Annotated in this window: 26 protein-coding genes and 1 pseudogene; 13 read left to right on the top strand and 14 right to left on the bottom strand. The window is 57.4% G+C overall.

Annotated elements, in window-relative coordinates:
- The 8 genes and pseudogenes from EKD05_RS16825 to EKD05_RS16860 all read left to right on the top strand — a co-directional run.
- Positions 1–99: pseudogene (locus EKD05_RS16825) on the top strand (elongation factor Tu); the annotation flags it as partial.
- A gap of 92 nt (positions 100–191) precedes the next feature.
- Positions 192–416, top strand: a complete 225-nt coding sequence (gene secE / locus EKD05_RS16830; protein WP_129674828.1) for a preprotein translocase subunit SecE — start codon at positions 192–194, stop codon at positions 414–416.
- Between the two features lie 34 nt (positions 417–450).
- Positions 451–1,023, top strand: coding sequence for a transcription termination/antitermination protein NusG (gene nusG, locus EKD05_RS16835; protein ID WP_129674830.1), 573 nt, complete (start codon positions 451–453; stop codon positions 1,021–1,023).
- A gap of 122 nt (positions 1,024–1,145) precedes the next feature.
- Positions 1,146–1,571: a 50S ribosomal protein L11 gene (gene rplK, locus EKD05_RS16840; protein WP_129674833.1), complete on the top strand. Its 426-nt coding sequence runs from the start codon at positions 1,146–1,148 to the stop codon at positions 1,569–1,571.
- A gap of 70 nt (positions 1,572–1,641) precedes the next feature.
- On the top strand, positions 1,642–2,358 hold the full coding sequence (gene rplA, locus EKD05_RS16845) for a 50S ribosomal protein L1 (protein WP_129674836.1): 717 nt from the start codon (positions 1,642–1,644) through the stop codon (positions 2,356–2,358).
- A 210-nt stretch (positions 2,359–2,568) separates the two neighbouring features.
- Positions 2,569–3,099, top strand: a complete 531-nt coding sequence (gene rplJ / locus EKD05_RS16850) for a 50S ribosomal protein L10 (protein ID WP_129674838.1) — start codon at positions 2,569–2,571, stop codon at positions 3,097–3,099.
- A 69-nt stretch (positions 3,100–3,168) separates the two neighbouring features.
- On the top strand, positions 3,169–3,570 hold the full coding sequence (gene rplL / locus EKD05_RS16855) for a 50S ribosomal protein L7/L12 (RefSeq protein ID WP_129674841.1): 402 nt from the start codon (positions 3,169–3,171) through the stop codon (positions 3,568–3,570).
- 40 nt (positions 3,571–3,610) lie between these two features.
- Entirely contained in the window at positions 3,611–4,876 is a 1,266-nt protein-coding gene (locus EKD05_RS16860; protein ID WP_129674843.1) for a glycosyltransferase family 4 protein, read from the top strand.
- Between the two features lie 29 nt (positions 4,877–4,905).
- Here EKD05_RS16860 and EKD05_RS16865 read toward each other — a convergent pair whose 3' ends face one another.
- The 5 genes from EKD05_RS16865 to EKD05_RS16885 form a co-directional block, all read right to left on the bottom strand.
- Positions 4,906–5,406 carry a CvpA family protein gene (locus EKD05_RS16865; RefSeq protein ID WP_129674845.1) on the bottom strand — a complete coding sequence of 167 codons (501 nt, stop codon included), beginning with the start codon at positions 5,404–5,406 and terminating at the stop codon, positions 4,906–4,908.
- Between the two features lie 356 nt (positions 5,407–5,762).
- On the bottom strand, positions 5,763–7,715 hold the full coding sequence (locus EKD05_RS16870) for a DUF4838 domain-containing protein (protein ID WP_129674847.1): 1,953 nt from the start codon (positions 7,713–7,715) through the stop codon (positions 5,763–5,765).
- Positions 7,716–7,753: 38 nt separating this feature from the next.
- Positions 7,754–8,707, bottom strand: coding sequence for a DMT family transporter (locus EKD05_RS16875; RefSeq protein WP_240695826.1), 954 nt, complete (start codon positions 8,705–8,707; stop codon positions 7,754–7,756).
- A gap of 81 nt (positions 8,708–8,788) precedes the next feature.
- Complete coding sequence (locus tag EKD05_RS16880) at positions 8,789–9,004, bottom strand: hypothetical protein (protein ID WP_097650527.1); 216 nt, start codon at positions 9,002–9,004, stop codon at positions 8,789–8,791.
- Between the two features lie 500 nt (positions 9,005–9,504).
- Positions 9,505–9,882, bottom strand: coding sequence for a hypothetical protein (locus tag EKD05_RS16885; protein WP_129674849.1), 378 nt, complete (start codon positions 9,880–9,882; stop codon positions 9,505–9,507).
- A gap of 270 nt (positions 9,883–10,152) precedes the next feature.
- On the opposite strand from EKD05_RS16885, the gene EKD05_RS16890 reads away from it, so the two are divergent.
- From EKD05_RS16890 to EKD05_RS16905, 4 genes are all read left to right on the top strand, one after another.
- Complete coding sequence (locus EKD05_RS16890; protein ID WP_240695827.1) at positions 10,153–11,292, top strand: 5-(carboxyamino)imidazole ribonucleotide synthase; 1,140 nt, start codon at positions 10,153–10,155, stop codon at positions 11,290–11,292.
- Positions 11,292–11,780 (top strand): 5-(carboxyamino)imidazole ribonucleotide mutase, encoded by a 489-nt coding sequence (gene purE, locus EKD05_RS16895; protein WP_129674851.1) that lies wholly within the window; start codon positions 11,292–11,294, stop codon positions 11,778–11,780. Before EKD05_RS16890 ends, purE begins: the two co-directional genes overlap by 1 nt.
- Before the next feature lie 26 nt (positions 11,781–11,806).
- A complete protein-coding gene (gene rfbB, locus EKD05_RS16900; RefSeq protein WP_129674853.1) occupies positions 11,807–12,826 on the top strand; it encodes a dTDP-glucose 4,6-dehydratase in 1,020 nt (339 codons plus the stop codon).
- 326 nt (positions 12,827–13,152) lie between these two features.
- Positions 13,153–14,079: a BTAD domain-containing putative transcriptional regulator gene (locus tag EKD05_RS16905; RefSeq protein ID WP_129674855.1), complete on the top strand. Its 927-nt coding sequence runs from the start codon at positions 13,153–13,155 to the stop codon at positions 14,077–14,079.
- Positions 14,080–14,082: 3 nt separating this feature from the next.
- On the opposite strand, the gene crcB (EKD05_RS16910) is transcribed toward EKD05_RS16905, so the two are convergent.
- The 3 genes from crcB (EKD05_RS16910) to EKD05_RS16920 are packed head-to-tail and all read right to left on the bottom strand — an operon-like array spanning position 14,083 to position 16,206.
- Complete coding sequence (gene crcB / locus EKD05_RS16910) at positions 14,083–14,454, bottom strand: fluoride efflux transporter CrcB (protein WP_129674857.1); 372 nt, start codon at positions 14,452–14,454, stop codon at positions 14,083–14,085.
- Positions 14,451–14,900, bottom strand: a complete 450-nt coding sequence (crcB, locus tag EKD05_RS16915; RefSeq protein ID WP_165360774.1) for a fluoride efflux transporter CrcB — start codon at positions 14,898–14,900, stop codon at positions 14,451–14,453. Before crcB (EKD05_RS16915) ends, crcB (EKD05_RS16910) begins: the two co-directional genes overlap by 4 nt.
- Positions 14,901–14,907: 7 nt before the next feature.
- Positions 14,908–16,206, bottom strand: a complete 1,299-nt coding sequence (locus EKD05_RS16920) for a DUF190 domain-containing protein (RefSeq protein ID WP_129674861.1) — start codon at positions 16,204–16,206, stop codon at positions 14,908–14,910.
- A 196-nt stretch (positions 16,207–16,402) separates the two neighbouring features.
- Here EKD05_RS16920 and EKD05_RS16925 point away from each other — a divergent pair, with 196 nt between their 5' ends.
- Positions 16,403–16,918 carry a gamma carbonic anhydrase family protein gene (locus EKD05_RS16925; protein WP_129674863.1) on the top strand — a complete coding sequence of 172 codons (516 nt, stop codon included), beginning with the start codon at positions 16,403–16,405 and terminating at the stop codon, positions 16,916–16,918.
- A gap of 135 nt (positions 16,919–17,053) precedes the next feature.
- On the opposite strand, the gene EKD05_RS16930 is transcribed toward EKD05_RS16925, so the two are convergent.
- The 6 genes from EKD05_RS16930 to EKD05_RS16955 form a co-directional block, all read right to left on the bottom strand.
- The gene (locus tag EKD05_RS16930) at positions 17,054–17,590 is read right to left on the bottom strand and encodes an OsmC family protein (protein WP_129674865.1); all 537 of its coding nucleotides are present in this window, start codon (positions 17,588–17,590) and stop codon (positions 17,054–17,056) included.
- A gap of 349 nt (positions 17,591–17,939) precedes the next feature.
- Positions 17,940–19,142 carry a tRNA (adenosine(37)-N6)-threonylcarbamoyltransferase complex transferase subunit TsaD gene (tsaD, locus tag EKD05_RS16935; protein ID WP_129674867.1) on the bottom strand — a complete coding sequence of 401 codons (1,203 nt, stop codon included), beginning with the start codon at positions 19,140–19,142 and terminating at the stop codon, positions 17,940–17,942.
- Positions 19,143–19,207: 65 nt separating this feature from the next.
- Complete coding sequence (locus EKD05_RS16940) at positions 19,208–19,831, bottom strand: histidine phosphatase family protein (RefSeq protein WP_129674869.1); 624 nt, start codon at positions 19,829–19,831, stop codon at positions 19,208–19,210.
- Positions 19,832–19,974: 143 nt separating this feature from the next.
- Positions 19,975–21,024: a [LysW]-lysine hydrolase gene (locus EKD05_RS16945; protein WP_129674871.1), complete on the bottom strand. Its 1,050-nt coding sequence runs from the start codon at positions 21,022–21,024 to the stop codon at positions 19,975–19,977.
- Between the two features lie 70 nt (positions 21,025–21,094).
- Positions 21,095–23,089: a sensor domain-containing diguanylate cyclase gene (locus tag EKD05_RS16950; RefSeq protein ID WP_129674873.1), complete on the bottom strand. Its 1,995-nt coding sequence runs from the start codon at positions 23,087–23,089 to the stop codon at positions 21,095–21,097.
- A gap of 321 nt (positions 23,090–23,410) precedes the next feature.
- Positions 23,411–24,565, bottom strand: coding sequence for a VWA domain-containing protein (locus tag EKD05_RS16955; RefSeq protein WP_129674875.1), 1,155 nt, complete (start codon positions 24,563–24,565; stop codon positions 23,411–23,413).
- Between the last annotated feature and the right edge of the window lie 38 nt (positions 24,566–24,603).

The raw sequence follows: 24,603 nt of genomic DNA on the forward strand, positions 1-24,603 counted from the left end.
TTGATCGTGCCCGTCGCGATCGAAGAAGGCTTGCGCTTTGCCATCCGTGAGGGTGGCCGCACGGTCGGCTCTGGTGTTGTCACCAAGATCATAGCATAAGAATCTATTGCAGGTTGCAGCCTGGTGTGCGTAGCTCGATAAGCATGCGTTTTGCACCCGGCTGCAATCTTCAATCTGCAATAGGAAACGACATGACAGTGGTTAAAGATTCAAAGGAACAGCAGGAAAACGTCATTGTGCGCAGGCTGCGTGAAACACGCAGTGAGTTGCGCAAGGTTGTGTGGCCGACACGTGAAGAGACGATTCGGTTGACAATCGTGGTTTTGACGATTTCAACGATTATTGGAGCAATCCTGGCTGTTGGCGACACGATCTTCTTGTTCCTCTACACCACCCTGGTAAGTCTGGTTTCGTAAGTTTTAGAAGAGCTAACCATTGTGGGGGTTCGGTGTGTCTGAGGAAACTCCATCAAAAACAACCGAAAAAGAGGCCGAAGATCGGCGTTGGTACGTGATTCATACGTACTCGGGATATGAAAATAAGGTCAAACAGAATCTGGAGCATCGCATCGAATCGATGGAGATGGGTAACCAGATTTTTCGTGTGATCGTACCAACCGAAGAAGAGATTGAGATCAAGAATGGGCAACGCCGGACGGTCAATAAAAAGATCTATCCCGGTTATGTGCTCGTGCAAATGCATTTGACTGATGACTCCTGGTATGTTGTACGCAATACCCCCGGTGTGACCAGCTTTGTTGGTCACGGTAATAAACCAACTCCGCTTGAGGACGATGAGGTCAAGACGATTCTCAAGCAGATGGAGGGTGAAGCACCCAAGGTGCGCGTTAGCTATCAGAAGGGTCAGGCTGTCAAAATTATTGATGGCCCCTTCACTGATTTTGAAGGTGTGGTTGACGCCATCGATCACGAGCGCGGACGTGTGCGAGTTCTGGTCTCGTTCTTTGGACGTGAAGCTCCGGTTGAGCTTGACTTTCTCCAGGTTACGCGCCTGGTTGATTGATCGATCTGTCGTTGTGAAGGCCGCTGGACGGACTTCATTAGATACTGTACACCTCGTCGCCCGCATGTGAGTTGGGACGATGAGGGAGGGGGCGATCCGCCTCCACACAGAGGAGAGCTACTGTGGCAAAGAAACTGGTTGGTGTCGTCAAATTGCAACTTCCCGCAGGGAAAGCAACACCGGCCCCGCCTGTTGGCCCTGCATTGGGTCAATATGGCATCAATATTATGGGGTTTGTGAAGGAGTACAACGAGAAGACGGCTGCCCAGGCCGGTAGTATCGTGCCGGTTGAAGTTTCCATCTTTAGTGATCGCTCCTTTACCGCCAAATTGCTGACCCCACCGGCAGCTGACCTGTTGCGCAAAGCCGCAGGTGCGCAGAAGGGTTCGGGAACTCCGAATCGTACCAGTGTAGGCCAGGTTTCACGGGTTCAACTCCGCCAGATCGCCGAACAGAAGCTGCCGGATATGAATGCGCTGGATTTGGAAGCGGCCGAGAAGATTCTTGCTGGTACGGCACGCAGTATGGGTATTAAGATTGTTGACTAGGTGCAACGCGCACCAGGCTGTAACGTGGGAGGGCTTGCAAAGCCCGCCTGTACCACCAGGAGTGATGAAGATGGCAAAACAAGGTAAAAAGTATCGTGAAGTAGCTGCGCGGGTCGAGCCAGATCGCCTCTATACGCTTGAAGAGGCTTTCGCGCTGGTCAAAGAGACGAGCTACGTCAAGTTTGACCCCACGGTCGAAGTGCATCTTCGCCTTGGGATTGATCCTCGCCATGCTGATCAGAATATTCGCACCACCGTTGCGCTGCCACACGGGACTGGCAAGATGGTGAGTGTGCTGGTCTTTTGCCAGAATGATGCTGTGCAAGCGGCGCTTGATGCAGGGGCTAATTTTGCGGGCAATGATGAATTGATTGCACGTGTTGACAAAGAGAACTTCTTTGATTTCGATGTTGCCATCGCAACCCCAGATATGATGGGCAAGGTTGGTCGCATCGGTCGGAAGCTTGGCCCACGTGGCTTGATGCCCAACCCCAAGAGCGGCACGATCGTGCCTGCCGAGGATCTGCCCAAGACGATCCGCGAGGTGCGTGGTGGCCGCGTCGAGTTCCGTAACGATAAGACCGGTATTTTGCATGTGGCAATTGGCAAGCTTAGCTTTACGCCCGAACAGTTGCACGAGAACTTTGTGGCGCTGATGGATGCGGTCAAAGGGGCGAAACCTTCCGGAGCCAAAGGAACGTTTGTGCGCAGTGTGACCCTGGCGAGCACGATGGGTCCCGGTGTTCCGGTCAATCCATTGCTGGCGCAGGGTGCAGCGCTGAATTAACGACTCATTGTTCATATACCTACCCTAGACAGTCTGGTGGCATTTGTCCTTAATGGCCTGCGGGCCGCCGACCGAGGTAGATCTGAGGCATGATCTGGGCAGCCCGAGGCTGTCCTTCATCTGGGCACGGTGTGCTCTGCCTCTGGTCGCCATGTCTAGGACATTGGCGGCCTTTTTTGTTTGTTCTGCGTATGAGAGGGGGTGAATACTGTGCCAACGCAACGCAAGTTTGATCTTGTGGCTGAATTAAGCGAGAAGATGAAGCGTTCGCAACTGGCGGTTGTGACCGATTACCGCGGGTTCAATGTCGCTGATTTGTCAACGCTGCGTGCGAAACTCCGCGAAAACAGTGCCGAATTGGTCGTCGCCAAGAATACACTGCTGCGCATCGCTGCACGCAATACCGGCAAGGAAGGTCTTGAGCCAAACCTTGAGGGGCCAACCGCAGTTGTGTTTGCCTATGACGATGTGGCGAAGGTTGCCAAAGTGCTGCTTGATGCTAGCAGGGTGACTGCACGCCCGCTTAAGGTAAAGGGTGGTCTGCTGGGCTTCAGTCCGATTCAGGCCGATGGGCTTGATGCGGTGACGAAACTGCCTTCGCGTGAGCAAGCGCTCGCAAGTATTGTCGGTGGCGTCGCGGCACCAGTCTCTGGTGTGGTTGGGGTGCTGAATGCAGCTATTTCCAATATCGCGTATGTCGTGCAGGCCCGCATTGACCAGCTGCAGCCAGCCGGTGAATAAACGTACCTCGTGTTTTGCTGGCAGGCATTGCTAGCGCAACTTTGCAATGGATAAAGGAGTAGATACATCATGTCGAGTGAGAAGATTGCCGCGATTGTCGAGTCGATCGAAACGCTGAATGTGCTTGAGTTGGTTGAGCTCAAGAAGACGATGGAAGAGAAGTGGGGCGTGACGGCTGCTGCGCCGATGATGATGGGCGCAATGCCGATGGTTGCCGCTGCTGGCGGTGATGCCGTCGCCGCCGCTCCGGTGGAAGAGCAGACCGAGTTCGATGTGATCCTTCAGGAAGTTGGGGCCAATAAGATCCAGGTGATCAAGGTGGTACGTGAGTTGACCAGCCTCGGGCTCAAGGAGGCCAAGGATCTGGTCGAGGCGGCGCCCAAGCCAGTCAAAGAGGCCGTCTCGAAGGAAGAGGCCGATGCCGCCAAGGCGAAGCTTACCGAGGTTGGCGCAACTGCGGCGATCAAGTAGGTTTGGTATAAACGGGCCACGGCACCGCCGTGGCCCTACGATGCGAATTCTGCTACCAACAGATGTGTTTCCGCCCGATGGCCGTGGGGGGGCTGCCTGGAGTAGCCACGCCCTGGCGCGTGGGTTGCTGGACAGGGGCCATCAGGTGACAGCGCTGGTGCCTATCCGTGGTCAGCGGGGTGTGGTTCACACTGATGCACTTGGGGTACCTGCCGTGCGGGTCGGATATGCTGCCCCATCGATCCCTGTTGTTCAGAACTATTTCCGGCACGAGCGCTTCTGGCCCATGCTGGCCGAAGTCATTGTCGCCGAGGCGCGCCGTGGGTCGCTACCACAGGTGTTGCATGCCCAGCATGTGCAAACTGCGCCCGCCGCCGTGCTCGCGGGCGAACAACTGGGGGTTCCAGTGGTCGTCACGGTGCGCGACCACTGGCCCTGGCACTATTTTGCCACTGGTCTCCACGGTGATCAGGTTCCCTATGGTCGCGCCGGCTGGCCCGGGCTGGCCACCGAACTGCCGGCACGCCTTGGGCCATTGCGTGGGGGTCTGGCCCTAGCAGGGCTTCCATATATGCTGGCGCATCAGCGACGACGGGCACAGTATCTCGCCCGTGCCGATGCCGTGATCGCGGTGAGTAGCTATATTGCCGAACGCCTGACCGGGATGGTACAACCTGAACGCTTGCATGTCTTGCCTAATATGCTTGATATGGCGGCAAATGAAACAATTGCAACTGCCCCGCCAGAAACGAAGTGGCAAGGTGAACTACTGCTCTTTGTGGGCAAGCTCGAAGCCAACAAAGGGGCGGGGTTGCTTCCGGCGATCTTTCGTGAACTGCGCGCACCTGGCATGCCCAACGTACCACCTTTCACGCTCGTGATTGCAGGTGATGGGGTACTGCGTGACCATCTGACGGCTGAACTAGGCACCCTGGGCATTCAGGTGCAGTTACTCAACTGGGCCAGCCACGATGAGGTGTTGCGTCTGATGAAACGGAGCACGCTGTTGCTCTTTCCGTCGACCTGGGGCGAGCCGCTCAGTCGGGTCTTGTTGGAAGCCTCGGGCCTGGGCACGCCGATGCTGGCTATGCCAACTGGGGGTACGCCGGACATCATTCATGACGGCATCACAGGGGCAGTCGCCGTCACACCACGCATCTTTGCCCAGCGTATGGCCGAGCTTTTGGTTGACCCCGTTGCCCGGAACAGACTCGGCGAAGGTGCGCGTGCTTTTGCGGGCACCCATTTTGCGTACGAGGCGGTGTTGCCGCGCTACGAGAACCTGTATCAGGCCGTGTCCCGTTGAGGATAAGGTATTGGGTCTAGCAGCCTACTTCAAAAGCCAACATGGTACGAGAGTGATGGCATAGCAAAGGGCAAGAAGACTTGAAAGAGACCGCCGATGCGCAAGAGATTTTCAGCCAAGAGCGAGCCTTCGATGGCGGTTGACCAGGTCGGCAGGGGAAAGGCAACCATCGCGACAACGATGATGGCAGCAGCCAGGATCGCCTGGATGAGTCCGAGAACGCCACCAAGCAAGTGATCAAGCCAGCCAAGAAAGAGCAGGCCAACAAACATGCGGAGTACCGAGGCAAGGAGGCTTGCCAGGCTACTCACGAGCAGCAGAACACCAACAAAGCCGAGAACCCCTGCAACGAGCGGGTCGGCGATAAATGAGGTGAGCCAAGCGGCAACCTCGGGGCCGTAGCGCCCGGCCATCGCAATGCCGACGACGAGACCGACAAGCGAGAGAACCTGCCTGATCAAGCCCCAATAGACTCCAAGCAGAACAAAAACGCCACTTCCAAGCAGAATTGCATAATCAAGTGTATTCATAGGTAGATCCCGTGATTATCTGTGCTGTATTACGAAATAGAAGACAGGAAACAGAAGATAGGAAAAATCGATCAGAATGTAACGAATCCCACAGGGCTCAGGGTTTTCAAGCATCAAATCAGGGAATGCCGACATCAGTCGGCACGCTGCTATGCCCAATGTCATTTTTAATTAGTAGTCTGTCAACGAAGTTTGCTGATACTTCGCGCCCTGGGTGCGCGGGCGGCCCGCCCGCTGGTGCTCGCGAAGCGGGCGGGCCGCCCGCGTACCCAGGAAGGTCGGAAAACTTTGTTGACAGACTATTAATAGCCGCAAGCGCAAGGGTTGTTTATAAAACGAGACGAGCGGCAAAATTGTTATGGCCGGATCACACGAGAGAGCATGAGAGCAAGGTCGCTGGCACGACGAGCACGGAGTCCGAGGCGGTGCCAGGGCTTGAGCAGATACAGATCGGCGATATGGTCAAGGTGCAATTGAAAGATCGTGCGGAGCAAGAGGTGCCCTGGCCGCGCTGCAGGGGGGACATGCTGCTGAGCCCAGGCGCGCAAAACATCAAGGCTTGCCTGCGCTTCTTGCAGCGTTTCGCGCAGGGTCGCAGGCGCGGCTTTGCGGGCCACGAGCACATAGAGTTGCTGACGTAACCGAAAAAACTGGAGTAACTCGGCCGCCAATTGCCATTCGGCGGCTTCGGCAGCGAGATCAGGGTGAGCCACTGGCGCAAGGCTGGCCCAGGCTTGCTGGCCTTGTTGCAACTGGCTTGTGGTGGCGAGCATTGCTTCAAGGCGTTGCTCGGCGGGGCGCTGCGGCTCGGTGAGCATATCAAGGGCATCCATTGGCGGGGCATTGACCGGATCAAGTGCTGGGATGAGGTTCATGCGCATCACATGGTCACTTGCGGGGTCGCGGGCGAGCACTGGTTGCCAGGCGGCTTCGAGGGCGTCATAGGCCTCAATGAGGTGCTTGGCGGACTCAGCCGAAGAGGTGCGCGCCGTGGCGTAGGTCTCGCGGAGGGCAACGGGATCGCTATCGGGGGTCCAGGCAAGCCGGGCGAAGAGATAGGCATTGAGCGGAGTCCAGGCAAAGGGACGATCACCAGTGAGCAAGGCATGCACCGAACTCACCCCGTTGGCACGGTAGGCTTGCAGGTCAGCGGCGATGATCCTAGTGAGCGGGGGCGGGCTTGCTTTAAAAAGAAGGCCATCGAGATAATATTCAAAGACAGCCTGATGGGCAAAGAGCGGACGATTGCCGGTCAGGTGCGCAGTGACAACCTGGTTGACCGGGGCATCAATGGCGGCGGCGTAGCTGCGCAGGCGTGGCGCGGTGAGCAACTGGACGGCGGGATGGGGCGAGGCAGATGTTGGGGGGGCCTCGGTATCGTGATAGGCCAAATAGCTCACCATGGCCTGGGGTTGGTGGATACGAACTGCTTCAGCCAAAACATTCGTCGCAAGCAGGGCCTGATCAGAAGGCGTGAGCCGGGCACAGGCTGGACAGTGGCACCACCCCCCGTCACGCAGATCATCAGGCCAGAGATGGTAGACTTCGGCTTCGGGATAAGCGCGGGCGAAAGCCTCGGCGGACTGTTGCACATAGGCAAGCGCCTGGGGGCTTGAGACACAGAAATTGTAGTCGGGGGTACGACGCGTGCCATCATAGCGAAAGAGCTCGGGGGCCTTGCGAAAGAAACGGCGGGGCAAAAGATCGCGCAAGTGATGGCCGCCAATTTCGAGGCGCAGCGCACGATCTTGGATCAACGGCAGCAGTTGGCGACGGCAGGCACGCCAAGTCGCAAGGCGACAGGCTCCGAAAGCGGGTTCGTGGATCGTGGTATGGATAAAGAGCGTATTGAGGCGATTCCGGGCCGCCCAGATGATCCATGCTTCGGCCTGAGCCAGGAAGAGATCGTGACCAATGATCAGACTGCGATGGGCAAAAGCGGGACGATCAGCAACAGCTAGGCCGGGGAGACAGACAGTAGAGAGAGCGGGAACATGGGTACCGCCCGGATCAGGCGTCAGCCAGCGGCAACCGAGAGCCTCGAGCAGATCGTAGACCGCGTAGAGCAAGCCGCGAGGTCCATCGCCACGCAGGCGGAGGCCTTGGGCATCGGTAGTACGGACAAAACCATCGCCAGAGGGGCCATGATCGAGCAGAATACGCGGGCCATGGGGGGCCGAGGTCAGTGGCAGCGCGGGGGCACCAAACTGCCCAAGGAAGGTCTGCAATTCTGTCGCCGCGAGACGAGCCGTACGATGGTCACTGGTCAAGTGAAGAGACCAACTGGCATCGAGGCAAAGATCAAGCATAGTTTCTTCCTAGCGAGCAAGCGAGCGCCAGCAGCACCTCAGCGACGGCTGAGCAGCACACCCACCACAATCAAGATAGCACCAAAACCCTGGAGATAGGTTGGGGTTTCGCCGAGGACAGGCCAAGCGACGAGGGTTGCGACGAGGGGAATGGCGCAGCCATAGATGGCGGTTCGATTACTGCCTGCAACGCGCACACTATTATTCCAGAGCACATAGGCGACCACGATACCGAGCACCATTGAATACGCGAGGCCAGCCCAGACATTGAGGCTAACGGTTGCCCAATTGGTGCGTAGCATATCAGGCAAGGCGGCCAGAACCAAACCTGGCAGACCGGCAACCATTGTCCAGGTTGTAATTGCCAGGGGCGACAAACTTCCACCAAGGGTACGGACACCGAGGGTATAGATCGTCCAGGCGATCGCACAGCCAATCAAGAGCAGATCGCCAACGATGCTCTCGCTACGAAATTGGAGGCCTTGCGCAACAAGGATAAGAGCGACACCACTGATCGCCAGCAAGATCCCAATGACCCCGATGCGGCGCACGCGCTCGATGCCAAGCAGCGCACCAAAGCCAGCGACGAGGGCAGGAGTCGTCGCAATAATCAGCGACGCATTCGCGGCGGTCGTCAACTTGAGGCCATAGGTAAACCCAACCTGATAGATCGTATTACCGGCAATACCGACCCAGGTAAGTTTCCAGAGCAACCCTCTGGGGAGAGACTGGGGGCCTTCGCGGAGGCGCAGGATCAGCCAAAGCAGGATGGCAGCACCAGAAAAGCGCAGGGCCGCAAAGGGAAGCGGGGGGATCTCTTGCAGAACAATTTTCACAACGGTAAAGTTAATGCCCCAGATCAAGACCACCAGCAGCATGGTGAGATCGGTGATGGGGAGACCAAGACGAGTAGCGGGTTGTTCAACCCTGGTGGAGACTGCCATAAGATCCTGGTATGCGTAGACATTGATCACAAGATTGTTATTATACAACTGATTGCACCTCAGGCAACAACAGCCAGCTATGCTGGCTGTTGTTGCCTGAGGTGCAATTAAGTTAAATCTTGGGGTAGCCTACAAGGAGCGACGTTGACCGTTATGTGCGCTGCGATGAGGTGTATACGCGAGTTCCTGCTCTTCACGCTCGTCTAATGACATGCGATCGGTGGTGGGTGTCTGGCTCTCGAGGGTTTCGTACGCTTCCCAGAGTTCAAGAACCAGGCTATCGGGTAGCTTCCAGCCTCGCCGCAGGTGGCTAAGAATACGCTCGCGCTGACTGGCGGTGAGCATGGCGATGTACCTCCTCGTGTTCGTCGCAGCAACAGGCGACTGGCACGTTATACTTGCATGGTAAAAGCAACCTTGTTTAACGCAGTGCGCTATTTTGTCCCTACAGGAATAGTGTAGCTTAAGGAGTTACAAGGAGTTACAAGGGATTACCAGGAGTTACCAGGAGTTACATTTCACCGAGCAGCCCTGAGCCTGCCAGCAATTGCGGGCAAACCTCAGGGCTGCTCGGTGAAAACTGCGCTGGCCACCGGCGCATAACAAAGGGAAGGTAGACGCGACTGGAGGGTTCGGCGAGGTTGGAGGTGCAACAGGAAGGAGGGTAGGCGGAGTAGTCGTGGCACGCGATCCCATTGGATCGGTGAAGAGCACACGGGTTGTGAGTTTGAAGGTAAGCTGGTTAGAGGCGTGATTATCCTGCATATTTGTGCGGAGGCGGTAGGTTGCGCTGACAAGAACCGAGCTATTGGCAGGGAGGGTACCGCCCTGGCCGAGGCTAGCAACTAACTGGTCATCTGAGCGCTCTTGCAAAACGCCGCTCCCCTGGTGGAGACAACCTGGATCGGGATGGGATAACGATTCGCATCGCCCCCATCCTGAAAGAGCGTGACATACTCAACGGCTTCGGTCAACTGATTCTTCGAGCCACTGATACGGAGATCGGCATAGGAACGAGTTTTGCCATTGATACGATTTTCGCTACCCGACATCTCGATGATATTGTCGCCGCGCTGGTTGGCAGCCCAAAGGGCATAGCCATCGGTACAGCGTGGAGCATTGGCTTGGACAGGCATTGGTGATGGCAAGGTAAGGCTGAGAACGAACAAGGTCATGAAGGCGACAAGAACGGGACGAAGAAAGTGGTTTTGTTGGTTACGCATATGATTGCTTTAAGCATTTAGAATCGCGGTGACGCTTCCAATGAACAGAGCAGGTTCAGGCAGGAAAAATAGAGCGCAGGGGCGACAATGAGCCGCCTTTGCCTCCAGATCGGCGTCGCTGATGAATATTCAATCTTACATCGGGTCTATGGGAGTGCCGACTTCAGTCGGCTGAGCCGCAAGCCGACTGAAGTCGGCACTACATGATTTCATTCTTGCAAAGGATTGGGTTCAGCGCTCAATTTGCACCGAGCGGCATGTACCGGTATCATGGCCGACATGATGCGCATTGGAATTTTTGGGGGCGGGCAACTCGCCCGGATGCTAACACAGGCAGCGATTACGCTGGGGCTCGAGACGGTCATTTTCGAGCGCTTCGCCGACAGCCCGGCCGGGCGCCTTACGCGGCGCGAGGTGGTGGGAGCGTGGGATGAGGCCGAGGCGTTGGCTCGCTTTGCCGAGCAGTGCGATCTGGTGACGCTAGAGAACGAGTTTGTTGACGCGACGATTCTTGCCACGCTGGAAGACCGAGGTTTGCCGGTTTTTCCCACCGCAGCGACCGTTGCCGTAGTGCAAGACAAACTGACGCAGAAAGAGCGGATTGCGTCGGCGGGGCTCAGTGTGCCTGCTTTTCAGGGGGTAGGATCACCCGACGAAGTGTTGCAGGCCGGCAAGATCCTGGGGTGGCCAATGGTCTTGAAAGCGCGGCGGAATGGCTATGATGGTTATGGCAACGCAACCCTGCGCACCGCCGAAGATGTCGGGCCAGCGTGGGAACGGCTGAGCAAAGGCGGGAACGCCTTGCTCGTCGAGGCGTGGGTGCCGTTTGTGCGGGAGCTGGCCGTGATGGTGGTGCGTGGGCGTACGGGGGAGACAAAGGCGTACCCAGTTGTCGAGACGGTGCAACGTGATCATATCTGCCATGTGGTGCGTGTGCCTGCACCGCTTAGCCCAACCGAAGCGGATGCAGCGACGGAACTGGCCGTGAATGCGGTACGTGCGGTTGATGGAATAGGCATTTTTGGCGTCGAACTCTTTGCGTTGCCTAATGGTCAGATGCAATACAATGAGATGGCGCCACGACCACACAATTCGGGGCATTATACGATCGAGGCATGTGTTTGTTCACAGTTTGAGAATCATATACGGGCGGTACTTGGGTGGCCGCTAGGCGATGTGCGCCTCCGTGAGCCAGCGGCAGTGATGATCAACCTGCTTGGTCAACGGAATGGAACAGTTAAACCTGAAGCACTTGAAGCGGCGCTGGCGATCCCAGGGGCGCATGTGCATCTCTATGGCAAACGTGAGGCGCGGATCGGGCGCAAGATGGGCCACGTCACGGCATATGGGGCAACGCTGGCTGAAGCAGAGGCCCGTGCACGACAGGCCGCAGATCTGGTGGCAATCTAATGACAAACCTGGTTGGCATTGTAATGGGAAGCGATAGCGACCTGCCGACGATGCAGGCTGCCATTGACATTTGTGCCGAATTTGGGGTAGCGACCGAAGTGCGCATCCTATCGGCCCACCGCACACCTCGTGATATGCTTGAGTATGGCGTGACCGCACACGAGCGAGGCGTGCGGGTGATTATTGCGGGTGCCGGCGGTGCTGCTCACTTGCCAGGCATGCTCGCTGCTTGCACGCCCCTGCCTGTGATTGGTGTACCTGTGCAAACGAAAGCACTCAGCGGGCTCGACTCGCTGCTCTCGATTGTGCAAATGCCAGCCGGTGTACCGGTAGCGACGGTTGCCATTGGTGGCGGACAGAATGCAGGCTTGCTGGCCGTACAAATACTTGCAACAAGCGATCCAGCTTTGATGACACGGATGAGTGCATACAAAGAAGCGCTCGCCGCAACTTCCCGTGCAAAAAATGAGCGCCTGGAGCAAGGGTAGGGTTCACTCTTTCTAAAGAAGGGCTTATGCGTAACTTACTTGTGACCGGAGGGGCAGGCTTTATCGGGTCGAATTTTGTTCACTATATGCTAGAAAAGTATAGTGACTATCGGATCATTGTTTTTGATAAACTCACCTATGCCGGACGGCTAGAAAACCTGGCACGGGCTGAAGCATTTGGCTCACGGTACGCTTTTGTACAGGGTGATATTTGCGATCTGGCAGCGGTACGTCAGGTGGTGCAGCAGCATGCGATCGACACGATCATCAATTTTGCGGCTGAGACCCATGTTGATCGCTCGATCATGACCCCGGATGCCGTCATTGCCACGAACGTAAATGGAACGTGGGCGCTGCTGGAAGTAGCGCGTGAGCAGCAACTTGAGCGGTTTCACCAGATCAGTACCGACGAAGTCTATGGGGCCATCCCGGTACCACAACGGTCGAAAGAGGGTGATCCACTCGAACCGCGGAGTCCCTATTCAGCGAGCAAAGCCGGAGCTGAGCATCTGGTCTATGCCTATTTCGTAACATACGGCTTGGCGGTCACGACGACCCGCGGCTCGAATAACATCGGCCCGTTCCACTACCCCGAGAAAGCGGTGCCGCTCTTTACCACCAATGCGCTTGACAACCTGCCGCTGCCGATTTACGGCGACGGCCTGCAGGTACGCGACTATCAGTATGTGTTTGATCATTGCGAAGGCATTGATTTGGTGCTACACAAAGGTGAACTGGGCGAATTCTACAATGTTGGTACCGAAGTCGAGACGTCGAACATCGCGATGGCCCACAAGATCCTCGCGATGCTGGGCAAACCAAACAGCCTGATTACCCACGTGACCGACCGGGCAGGGCATGATCGACGTTATGCGCTCGATTGCAGCAAACTGCGTGCCCTGGGTTGGCAATCGCGCCACACCTTTGATGAGGCCCTTGAATTGACCGTGCGCTGGTATGTCGAGAACGAAGCCTGGTGGCGACCGATCAAATCTGGGGAATACCTGGAATACTATCGCAAGCAGTACGATGAACGCCAGGGATAGAGCTATAGCAACCCTAAATCATTTATAAATGGGTTGTATGCTTGCTCGCGGCGTAGCCGCGAGCAAGCATACAACCGCTTTTACAAACCCGTTAGGGTTGCTATATGTGTGCCTACCCCTGCCAGCAATGCTGGCAGGGATAGGCAGAATGTAAGGGTCATCAAGGGTTTAACCAGTTTGTAATTGACTTTCTTTTGGATCAACTGCTATACTGATCGCGTCGCACCCCCTCAATCTGCTTCTGGCTCCTCCGAAGGGTGACATCCACTTCGCTTTCTGATGCGGCAAAAGGCATTTCCAGCTTCTAGCCTCAGTGAGGAGGTGGCATGAGCAACATTGCTGTGCAGCTCTTTGGCCGTTTGCATGTGCGTTACGACAATATTGAAGTAACGGGCCTAGAGGTGCGCAAGGTACAGGAATTGCTGTGTTACTTGCTGATCCATCGCCGACGATCCCATGCACGCGAAGGGTTAGCGAGTATTCTCTGGAGCAATACGAGCACCGCGCAATCACGGGCAAATTTGCGGCGCACGCTCTGGCAATTGCAACATCTGCCGGCAGAGCCAATCGCTGCCGAGCTTTTGGCGATCGAGGCTGACTGGATTCAGATCAAACCTGATCTTCCACTCTGGCTGGATGTTGCTGAGATCGAGGCTATCTTTGAGCAAACGAAGGGGCAGCCTGGCGAAACATTGAGTCACGCAAGGGCAAGCGCGGCCGCGCAGGCTGTGGATCTCTATCGAGGGGATCTCTTTGACGGCTGTTACCAGGATTGGTGCCTAGTCGAGCGTGAGCGGCTGCAACAGATGTATCTAGCGCTGCTCGATAAACTGATGGGTTACTGTGAGGCCCACGGTGAATACGAGCGGGGGCTAGCATATGGCGCAGCTTTTCAGCAGTACGACAACGTAAACGAGCAGTGCTATCGGCGGATGATGCGCCTATACTGGCGTGCCGGTGATCGGAGCGGCGCGTTGCGCCAGTACGAGCGGTGCGCCACGATGCTAGCCGAAGAGTTCGAGACTACCCCAGGCCCCCTGATGCAAGCTCTGGTTGGGCGTCTGAAAGCCAACCATCCCGTTGACGAGTTAGCACACGCAACCGATCACGCCCATGCTGGCGAGCAAATCAGTCTCAGTGAACTCGCGCTGCACTTACGGCAGCTCCAGGTGTCCGTGGATCGTCACGGGCAGGCGGTACGTCATGCGTTGCACATGGTTGAACAGGCCTTGCGGCGTGGGCGATCGTCGTAAGCATCACACCCTCCCCAAAAAGATACCCAACCAGGCAAAACCGAAACCGAGGATGGGTTGGCCGCAGAGGTTGAGCATCGCGCTACGCTGGTTGCCCTGGCGCCAGAGCTGAATCGTCTCGAAGATAAAAGACGAAAAGGTGGTATAAGTGGCACAGAAGCCTACCCCGGCAAGGGCCTGAAGCGAAGTGAGCGGCCAAGCGGGATGGGTAGCAATGAGCCCGGCAAGGATACCGAGCAACAGGCTCCCGCTGAGATTGACGACAAAGGTACCTATGGGAAAGGTACTGCCGTAGCGAGCCTGGATCACACGTACCAAATGGTAGCGACTCAGCGCCCCGACGATTGCCCCCAGACTGAGTAAGAGATAGCTCATGAGCGAAGCCTAGCGATCACGAGACGATGGATCGCACGGGCCAAGGCGATCCCTGCAAGGACGGCCACGATGCCACCGACGAGCGAACCAAGTTGATAGGCTGCGGCAATGGGCAGCGCCCCCGCCTGGATCAGTCGTACCAACTCGACGCTCACCGAAGAGAAGGTGGTCAGGCCACCGAGAAAACCGACGGTCACCAGCACCTGCAATTCGCGGCGCACGCTGATCAATTCCAGAAAGAGCGTCTGGGCCACACCGATAAAGAAACAGCCAATCACGTTGACGAGCAGGGTTCCGAGAGGCAAGCCGACAGGCTGCAAGGACGCAACCAGACTGGTGATCGTAAAGCGTGTACTGGCCCCAAGCACCGCACCGAGCGCAATGGCAAATTCAGTGGACGGCAAAAGCATCCCTGCCGAACGAGGCCAGCTAAAAAAGGATTTCATGCGCGAATCACTGCTCGGCTTCGTGCTGGCCTTGCTCAAGCGCCCGCAGCACATCGGCGCGCCCGATGATGCCAACGACGTGGCCTTGCTGGTCAATCACCGGTAGACGCTTGATCTTGTAGCTAATCATCAACTGGATGGCCTCGGTCGTTGGCGTATCGGCGGTGACGGTAATCACCGGACTCGTCATCACATCAGCAGCCGTGCGGCCTTTGAGATCGAGTTCAAGCCCTTCGGGGCGATTGCCGCCACTCAGCAGCGTCGCCAGGCGTTGCAGCGCACTACCCGGCACAGGTCGCGTTGCCCGACGCAGAACATCCCCGTCGGTGATGATGCCAATGACCTGTTTGTTATAGTTTACGACCACAATACGGCGCTTGCGCGTAGCGAGCAACTGGTCAAGCATTTCGGCAAGTGAAGTTGTCTCGCGCACCACGGGAATCGGGGCAATCGAAAGGCTCCCTACGGTTGAAAGTTCGCCATTAGGGCGGCGCAACTGCTGTTCGGGGCGCTGACGCAGCCCTTCGGTGACCGTCTTGAGCAGATCATAGCGACTGACCATGCCAACAAGCTTGCCCGCCGCATTTACCACCGGAATGCGCTTCATATTATGTTTCGCCATCACCTCAGCGGCATGCGCAAGCGAGGTCGTCAAGGTGAGAGTGACCGGGTCGAGCGTCATCACATCGGCGGCGCGTTGGGGCTGTTGGGCAAGGGCAGCAACCTGAGCGGCACGTTCATCAAGGGGAAAGAGCTTCTGGAGGCGCAGGGGCAGCGTGGTACCACCGCGGGTCAGCAGATCGCCATCGGTAATGATCCCGATCACGCGCAGATCATCGTCGACAACCGGCAGGGCGCGCAAGGCGCGATCAATCAAGAGGCTCACGATCTCACTGACCGGCGCATCGGGGCCAACCCAGGCAACATCACGACTCATCACATCGGCAACGGTGAGGTGACGTGGAAAGGGGCCACCCTCGCGATAGCTATGCTGGATCACCTGGATCGGGCTGACCGCGATCAAGCCCTCAGTCACTAGTTCGCGCAAGGTTGGCAGCACCAACTCAACGCGATCGGTTCGATCAATAAAAGTAATCATCACAGGAAGCTGGCCGGGCGCATCCACAATAAGATCAGAGCGCATCATGCCATTGACCCCATACCCACCAATGCCACGAAACACGGTGGCACCTGGGCATCCCGCCGCACGGAGTGCATCGAGAACCCACTGCGCCAGTGACTGCCCATGCCGACTATCGCCCTCGCCGATATAGATCCAGACCTGCTGCGTTGCTGCGGTATCCATATGTGACTCCACCTTGATCGCCAAGCATTCGTCGCTCGCCTGAATGTGCCGTATAGCGTAACCCTAACGGGTGTGGAAAGGTGGTTGGATGACTGCTCGCGGCTACGCCGCGAGCAGTCATCCAACTTTTTCACGCTTGCCAGGATACCATAGATTTTGTACAATCGAACCTAGCTATATCTATGCAAAGGCACGTATGAACGAGCAAGAACCAGTCTTACGCGACGAGTTTGACATTCACCCAACCGCCTACATTTTCCCCAACACCTTTCTTGCCGGAACCATTACCATAGGGGCTGAGAGCAGTGTCTGGCCGATGAGCGTGCTGCGCGCCGATACGGTGCCGATCACCATCGGGGCCTACTCGAATGTCCAGGATGGCTGCATCATTCACGGCGACCCGGGCTTTCCGGCCATCATTGGTAATTGGGTGACGCTCGGGCATGGCGCGATTGTGCATGGCGCACTGATCGAGGACGAAGTCTTGATTGGCATCGGGGCGGTGGTTTTGAATGGGGCGCGCATCGGGCGCGGCTCGATGATCGGGGCACGCGCACTCGTAACTGAGGGCATGGAGGTTCCGCCCGGTTCGCTGGTGCTCGGTATTCCAGGGCGCATCCGCCCCCTCAGCCCCGAGCAGGCGGTACGCATTCGTACGCCTGCCGAGCATTATGTGGCACGCAAAGAGTTATATCGGCGTCGCATGACGTGAGGCCATTTCAGATTGGAGATTTTGGATTGCCGATTGCCGCGCATGGTGTTCCAACACGCTCGGGCAGCAAGACCTAATGCGGATTGCGCAATTGCAACTGGTATAAGACCGCAAGGCGTCCAACTTTTTGCCTGATTATGGCGCAACAACTTCGGTACGACCAGTCACCGGGGTCGGGCTGGTCAGCGCACGCAAGATCGGGCAGAGTTCGGCGATGTCGCGTTCGAGCGTCGCCACTTCTTCAGGCGTAAGCGAGCCAGTGACCCGTAGCAGGTAGGCCAGGTCGGTGGGGGCAACCGGGACATGGTCGTTCACCGCAAGCGTACCCCGGTAATCGAGTTGGCCGGTGACCTCGATCTCAAGCTGTTCGAGATGCAACCCACGGTCAGCGGCGATAACCAGGGCCGAATGGGCCAGACAACTCGCCAGGGCGCCCAGCAGCAATTCGGGGGCGGTCGGCCCAAGCCCGTGACCGCCAAGGACACCCCCGGCGTCGGTCATGACGATGTGCTCGCGCATCTGGATCGGGCGGGCACCCGTGCCAGCGGCGACCTTGACCGTAGCCCGTAGGGGGGCCGGGGCCGCGGCGGGACTGCGCAGTTGTTCGCGATAGGCCTCGACCAGATCACGTTTGCGTTCAAGATACTCGGGCAAGTTCCATGTCGGAGGCATACTACGTCTTCCTTTCTTGGGCAAGGTTTCAGGCTGCTTTACCATTCAGAGGCGTGCATCCCGTCCTGATGCGCTCGGCCTCTTTCCTATTTTCTATCGTCGAAAGCCTTGACTTAGAGGCACTACTTTTCAAATAAGCTCACGCGAAGACGCGAAGGGTTAAGCTCACCTACGCAAAAACCTTTGCGCCTTTGCGTTAAAATAGCCGCCTTATTTGCAAGGTATTGGTCTTAGAGGCTGTCTGAAAAGTCGACAGGCTGCTCCGGAGTGCCGGCTTTAGCCAGCTAAAGCCGGCACTCCACGTGGTGGCGAACGAGGCTGACACCCTTTTCAGACAGCCTCTTACACTCTACTGGCCAAGGCGAAGCGAGGGCACAACATCGAGATCCCAGCCACTCTGGAGGCCGGCGTGAAAACGGTAAAAGGCAGCGGCGGCGACCATGGCCGCATTGTCGGTGCAGAGGGCGACTGACGGGGCAAAGACCGGCACGCTGGCGCGCCGGGACAACTCTTCGCGCAGGCGCACATTGGCGGCAACGCCTCCGGCGACCAGAATGGCCGTGGCGTTATACCGACTGGCCGCTTCAACGGTCTTGGCGGTGAGCACATCAACGACCGACTCCTGGAAGGCGTAGGCCATCTGGCCGACAAAACGTGGATCAAGCGCGGCCTTGGGCGCAGGCGCAACCGAGGCAGGTGGCTCGGCGGGCTCACGTGGCCGTTCCAGCGAGCGCTTGCCGCGCAAGATCTGCGGTTGGGGGCGACCGGTCGGCGTGGAAGGCGGCTGTTGGTCAGGCGAAGCGGACGGCTTTTCGGAGGATGGGCGGGGCAACAGGGCGTCCCGCTCGCGTCGTTCCTGGACACGATGAAGCACCGCCGTCTTCAGGCCGCTAAAGGAGAAGTCAAAACTATCGCGCAACCAGGCACGCGGCAGCGTCATCGCCGCCGTCGCGCCCTGAGCGGCCTGCTGAATAGCCGGGCCACCAGGGTAGCCAAGGTCAAGCATCCGGGCCACCTTATCAAAGGCCTCACCAGCGGCATCATCACGGGTCTGCCCCAAGAGCTCGTAGTCGCCGTGGTCGCGCAGCAGCGCGAGCAACGTATGCCCGCCACTGACCACCAGGGCTACCAGAGGAAATTCCGGCATAGGCAGATCGGTGCGGGCGTCCTCAAGCAACCAGTTCGCATAGATATGGGCTTCGAGATGATTGACCCCGACAAACGGCAGGTTACGCTGCCAGGCCATCGCCTTGGCCGCATTGAGGCCGGTTAGCAGCGCCCCACTGAGGCCCGGGCCATAGGTCGCAGCAACCGCATCGATGCCTTGCCAGCCGCCGGGGACAACCTCGAGGGCCCGTTCGACCACGGGCATCAAGCTCAGCATATGTTGACGCGAGGCAACCTCGGGCACCACACCGCCAAAACGCTGATGCATCGCCATTTGCGAGGCAACCACATTCGAGAGCATACGGCGCCCGCCCTGAACGACGGCAGCCGCAGTCTCATCACACGATGTTTCGAGCGCCAGGATGGTCTTTGGTTCAACTATCATTCGATCGGCAACTCGCTGCTACAGGCACCACACCGCAGATATACGGGGGGGCCAGCGGGTAAGGCTCAGGCCTCGACCGGAGGAAGAGGCGGCACATGATTGACCATACGAAGAATGACCCCAGCGGCATAGGCATCAAGACTGGTAAGGCTGCCCGGATCAATGCGCCAATGCCAGTGACTGCCCGGCGCAAGGCCAAAGCATTCACAGAGGACAAGCTGAATAGGGGTTGCGTGGGTCACAACAAGAATCCGCCCACCGGGATGATCGTGGAGCAACGCACGCCACGCGGCTGCGACGCGTGCATAGACCTCAGCAAGACTCTCGCCGCCTTCAGCGCGACCATTGATCCCGGCGCTCCAGCGGGCGCGGGCTTCATCGGGAAACTGTTGCAGCACCTCGCGATAGGTGAGGCCTTCCCAGTGACCATGGTGCGACTCGGCCCAATTCTGATCGAGGCGCACCGTCACACCACGCCGCCCGGCGAGGATTTCCTGGGCAGTCCGCTGAGTACGTTCGGCAGGACTCACCAGGGCGACATCAAACGGAATGCGGCGCAGGCGCAACGCAACAGCACGACTCTGGCGATGCCCGTAGGCAGTGAGGGGGCTATTGCTCCAACTCTGATAACGGCGCTCGAGATTGAATTGCGTCTGACCGTGACGCACAAACCAGATACTCGTTCGCAATAACCTTCCTCCGGTCACACTTCACACAGAACCTACACCCAATACGTCTCCAAGAAGACCTCACAGGTCTGCTCGTCCGCATTGGGACGCCCTCATCAAGACCTGTGAGGTCTCTGCTCGTCCTTCTTGCCAAGGTATTGAACCTAGACCTGTTGGGCAAGCACATCGGCGAGCACGATAATGGCGCGCTGATATTCTTCCAGGTCAAGATGTTCATCGGGGGTATGGTCAAGGCGCGAGTCGCCGGGACCATACGCCACAATTGGACAGCGCCAGGCCGGGCCAACGACATTCATATCGGCGGTACCGGTCTTGTGCAAGAAACCAGGCTTGCCGCCGTGCTGACGAATCGCCCGCACAAACGCCCCGGCGAGCGGGGTTGTACGCGGGCTACGAAAAGCGGGGCAGCCTCCTTCAAAACGCAGGTTCGCCGGGCCAGCGAACGACGCAACATGGCTGGCAAGCGCATCAGGCTCCACCCCTTCGGGCAAACGCAGACCGATGGAGGCCTCACACCAATCGGTCATGCCATCGCCGCCACTGGCGACGCGGCGCAACGAAGGAAGTAACTGCTCAAAGAGGCGCTCGCGTCCGGCATTGACGGTCGCGCAATAGGCTTCCAGCGCACGCCAGAAAGCAACCATCACCTCGGGAGCGGCGGGTTGCTCACCGGCGCTATGGGCCGCGTCTTGTTCAAGGTGGTAGTGAACAAGCAAACGCCCCTTATAGCCGAGGGTCACCCGATCCCAGCCACTCGGCTCGCCGATAATGCAACTCACGGGAGCATACTGCTCGCGGGCATAATGGGCCCCGCGAGAACTAGCAGACTCTTCTTCAGTGGCGCCGATCAAGACCAGGCGACAACGCAAGCGTCCGGTCAACTCGAGGTGGCGGGCAGCCTGCACAAAGGTAGCAAAAGGACCTTTCGCATCAACGGCACCGCGCCCATAGAGGCAGCCATCCTGAATGCGCACCGGGATCATCCCGGGCACCGTATCAATATGCCCAAGCAGCACCACGAGCGGACCAGTTGTGCCGAGGTGTCCGACGGCATTGCCAGCGGCATCAACAAACGCATACCAGCCAAACTCACGCATCCGGGCCGTCAAGAACGCGGCAGCTTCACCCTCTTGCCCCGAGAGCGACGGAATCCGCAGCAACGTTTCAAGAAACTCAACAGCATTCATCTGCATACGACGTCTCGCCTATCGGCACGATCTCTCCGTGACTTGCATTATACCGCAGGTAGGGGAGAGATAACGCTCAAGCATCTGGAAACACAGCCATCCGCCAGCAATTGCGACCCGCTTCTTTGGCCTGATAGAGGGCGTCATCGGCGAGGTCAACCTGCTGGCCAAATGAGGCGAAAGCAGGATGAAAAGGCGCAATGCCAAGGCTGGTTGTCACAGATATGACTACGTCTTCAAACACAAAGGGCGAAGAACTGACAACCTGCAAGAGCCGTTCGGCAAGCTGAGGGAGATCTTTTTGATCAGGGATCATCATGAGCGCAATAAATTCTTCGCCGCCATAGCGGGCCAGGATGTCACCAGGACGAAGCTTGGCACGAATGCGACGGGCAAATTCACAGATGACGAGATCGCCAACCGAGTGCCCATAGGTATCATTGACAAGCTTGAAGTGATCGAGGTCAAGCATAAAAATCGCCCCGCCAGTATCACCAGCTTTGGCCCGCAGAAAAAGCCTGATCCCATGCTCAAAAAAATAGCGGCGGTTATAGACTCCTGTGAGCGCATCGGTGGTTGCAAGGCGTTCTAGCTCGGCCTGAATTTTATGCCGCTCAGTGATATCGCGGATCGAGACGATATGCACTATCTCGCCATCCCATTCAATGAAACGGGCGGTGATTTCCACGGGGAAGACCGTGCCATCACGGCGACGATGCCAACGCAAAGGGATGCGGACAATCTCTTTGCTCGGCTGCACCTCGATTGTGCGCTGGTGCGTTGCTTCAGGCTCAGCGGAGAGATCGACATTGCGCATCTGTTTGAGTTCCTCTTGCGAAAAACCGTAGAGCGCCGCCGCCGCACTATTTGCCTCAAGGATCTTGCCGTCAGAACTACGCACGACAAAATTGGCATCAGACTCAAATTCGAAGAGATCACGGTATTTCTCACCCGCCCGCACCAGGGCAATCGTGCCGACATTAATCCGCTCTTCCATCCGCTTGATCAGGTTATACCTTTCACGATCAAACCGGTTGAACTCCTGGGTTAGCAAGCCAATTTCATCATTGAAATAGACTGGTATGTCGGTATTGGCGCTATCAAGTTTCCACTGACGCATACCTACCAGCACTGCCTGTAATGAGCGGGCCATGATCACAGAAAAAACCAGGGGAAATATTAGGATCAAGATTAAATTAGTCACCACCGTAGCAATAGTTATCGACCAGAGTTGATCATGTAACAAAAAACGAATATTTATATCATTCTGATTATGCACATACTGTTCAACGTAATTTGGCGAAACAAACCACACAAAAAGCGTTAAAATTGATATAATAATCATGAGCAAACTTGCTGACAGCGTAACCGTGAGTGAGGTTGGCTCGCGGAACAAGGTGAGACCGACGATCACGGCAAAGAGCAGGCTGAACATCAAGGTATGCGTGACCAGAACGTGGTAGACAGGCAACGGAGGCAAATCCCACGCAAAGGCCAGGCGCAAACCAACGACCAAGGCAAGAAGAACCAGCACGAGCATCTGGAGGCGCTCAACAGGCGTATAGACATGGCGCTGCCGCATTTGCACCAAGCGCACCAACACCCAGAGTAGACCAGCAACCAGGACGGCTTCCAGCCACCTCGGGCGCAAACTACCCGTAGATGTGCCTGATCGCCACACCTCTTGTAGCGCCAGGGCACCTTCTACCCCCAGATAGGCAAGAATCGCCACGGCTACGATTGAGCGTTCACGCGGCAATGGGGGTGATCGGTTATCAGCCGCCGTGGTGACAAACTGGATCCAGAAGGCAACGAGCAGGGCCACCACCACCGGTTGCAGCACGATGGCAGCGAAGCGTTGTGGAGCAAGCAAGGAGACCTCAACGAAGGAAAGGCCAGCAAAAAGAGTGGTGCTGAGACAAAACCCAGTTACATAGAGCAACTGGCGCGTTAACACACGGGGTTGGGTGCGGAACAGACGTAAGATCAGGTACGCCAAGGCCAGAATCGCTAGCGTAAACAGGTTAAGATAGCCAGACGAGGCCGGAGTGAGCAAGAGGGTTTCGGTCATTATTTACACAAAGCCTTGCGCGAAAAGATAATCAAAGTCGATTCGATTTGAATTACCTTTTACGTAAATACAAAGACTAGTATAACACAGCTCACACCTATACCGGTACAAAGGCTCCAGCATCTGCGCCCCTCTGCGGTGAACAAAACAAGCTTTTGGCGTTGACAGACTGCTCGTTAGTCTGTCAACGCAGTTTTCCGGTCTTTTGTAAGCCTGGGTGCGTGGGCGTCCCGCCCGCTTTTGCTCCCGAAGCGGGCGGGACGCCCGCGCACCCAGGAAAGGTGTGCACCGTATGGCAGCGCGGGCTTCCAGCCCGCGCTACTATGCCTCACCCCGCGCCGTAACGAAGCCTTGCGCTGCCGCCCATTGGCCGAGGTCGCGGCGGTTGATGGCGGTAGCCATGAGATCTGGGAAGAGGTCGGGCGTACAGGCAAATGCCGGAACGCCCAGGGCGGTCAGGGCCGAGGCATTGCGCTGATCATACGCTGGTGCGCCCTGGTCGCTGAGCGCAAGCAGGGCGATGAGTTGTACCCCCGAGGTGGTCAGGTTTGCGGCACGCTGCAGCATTTCGCTGCGGTTGCCGCCTTCGTAAAGATCGCTGATCAGCACGATGATCGTCTCTTGCGGGCGCTGCACCAGGCTCTGACAATAGGCGAGCGCCTGATTGATGTCGGTGCCGCCCCCGAGTTGCACGCCAAAGAGGAGTTCCACCGGGTCGTTGAGGTCGGTGGTGAGATCAACAACGGCGGTGTCGAAGACGACCATGCGCGTTGTGACGGCGGGCAGTGAGGCGAGCACGGCTCCAAAGACACTGCTGTAGACAACGGACGGGCCCATCGAGCCACTCTGGTCAACACAGAGGATGACATCGCGGAGTGAGCCGCGCTTGCGACCGTAGCCAATCAGTCGTTCGGGGATGATCGTGCGGTACGCCGGCTGATAGTGGCGCAGATTGCGGCGAAGCGTGCGTCCCCAGTCAATTTCGTTGTGGCGTGGGCGGAAATTCCGCGTTGCACGACTGAGGCTACCGACAATTGCCTGGCGCGTCGGGGCTTCGAGTTTGCGCGAGAGTTCCTCAACAACCTTGCGCACCACCTGTCGGGCCGTATCAATGACCCGGTCAGGCATGACGCTGCGCAGGCTGATCAACGTACTCACCAGATGGACATCGGGGGTGACGCTGTTGAGCAGTTCCGGTTCGAGCAGCATCTGGTGCAAATTGAGCCGCTCGATAGCGTCGCGTTGCATCACCTGGACAACCGACGATGGGAAATAGGTGCGAATGTCGCCGAGCCAGCGCGCCACCGAGGGCGACGAACTACTCAGACTCGCGCTGCGCTCGCGGTCGTACAAGGTCTCCAGTGCGCGATCCATCGCCAGGTCGTTGCCCTGCAGTGGGTAGCCAAGGCTCTCATTGGCACTCTCGCCAAGGATCAAGCGCCAACGACGTTGGCGTTCGGTTTCTGTGATAGGCATAGGTTTGTTGTAGAGCTGGTAGGGCTAACGCCCTACCA

It is taken from the genome of Candidatus Chloroploca sp. Khr17, assembly GCF_004138165.1.
Classification (GTDB): Bacteria; Chloroflexota; Chloroflexia; order Chloroflexales; family Chloroflexaceae; genus Chloroploca.